The sequence below is a fragment of the Thermus sp. FJN-A genome (assembly GCF_054655095.1).
Window position 1 is genome coordinate 1 of record NZ_BAAHSC010000056.1, and the last position, 1,064, is coordinate 1,064.

At 68.5% G+C, this 1,064-nt stretch carries 1 protein-coding gene and 2 pseudogenes; 2 read left to right on the plus strand and 1 reads right to left on the minus strand.

Translation table 11 applies throughout. From position 1 onward, the window contains the following. Window positions 1-180, minus strand: a pseudogene (locus ACYQ0J_RS00285) (tyrosine-type recombinase/integrase); the annotation flags it as partial. Between the two features lie 319 nt (window positions 181-499). On the opposite strand from ACYQ0J_RS00285, the gene ACYQ0J_RS00290 reads away from it, so the two are divergent. Continuing rightward, window positions 500-796 carry a helix-turn-helix transcriptional regulator gene (locus ACYQ0J_RS00290; RefSeq protein WP_460170235.1) on the plus strand — a complete coding sequence of 99 codons (297 nt, stop codon included), beginning with the start codon at window positions 500-502 and terminating at the stop codon, window positions 794-796. 8 nt (window positions 797-804) lie between these two features. Continuing rightward, a pseudogene (locus tag ACYQ0J_RS00295) lies at window positions 805-1,064 on the plus strand (hypothetical protein); the annotation flags it as partial.

A 1,064-nucleotide genomic window follows, 5' to 3' on the forward strand; every position in this document is an offset into this window, starting at 1 on the left:
GTGCTGGCTCCCCACCTCCTCAAAGCGGGGGGGCCTGCCGTGGCGCTCCCGGAACCAGCGGGCGAAGAGGCCCGCGTCCATGAGGTACTCCTTGGCGGTGCGGGGGGAGCGGCCCTCCTCCATCTCCAGGTACCGGCGGAAGCGGGCGAAGAGCTCGGCGTGGGGGTCAGGCTGGCTCATGGGACCTCCTTCGGGGGGCGGGCCCGGAGTGCCCTCGAGGGCCCCCGCCCCCGCTTTCCCGAAGTATAGCATTCGCCAAAGGTTTATTTGGCGAAGTGTCGGAAGAAGGCCCCGACCGAAGGGAAGTCCCGTCCGGGAGGGCGAAAACCCCGAAAAAGGGGCGGGTGAGGAGCTGGGGCGGCCGGCGGAAGGTTGCGACAAATGACGGAAGTTTGCGACAAACTTATGGACTTCCAGACTTACAGACTTCCAGAGTCTGGATGTCTGGAAGTTCCAGGAAGTTCCAAGACCCTCCGCCTCGCTTCTGTACCATGGGGGCATGCGGGAGAGCCCCACGGCCAAGGGGGACCCCCCCGAAAAGGACCCTCTGGACGGCAAGCTTCTCTTGACCTACAGCGAGGCGGCCAAGGCCCTCGGCTTGGGTCGGACGACGATCTACAGGCTGGTGAAGGCGGGGCGCCTCAAGGTGGTTCACCCCACCCCCCGCTCGGCCCGCATCACCCGGGAGAGCCTCGAGGCCTTCCTCCGCTCCCTGGAGGAGGAGGCGAAGCCCGAGGGGGCGGGGAGGAGCGTGGTGGACCGGGCCCGGGAGGTCCTGAAGCGCTTCGGCCTCTAGGGGAAGGCGTGGAGGAGGTCAAGGAAGCCCAAAAGGAGAAGCCCGGGGCCCGCCACCCGGCCCACCAGGCCACCCTCTTCCTGGAGGGGAGCCTGGGGGAGGAGGGCTTCTCTAGCCCCCGCCTTCCCGAGGGGTGCCGGGTGGAGGTGGCCGGGTACGCCCTGAGCCAGCCGGAGGAGCACCAGGGGGAGGGGGTCTTCACCCTCTGGCCCCGCACGGACGAGGAGGGGAGGCTCACGGAGGCCCATGTGGCCCTCAAGCTCAAGCG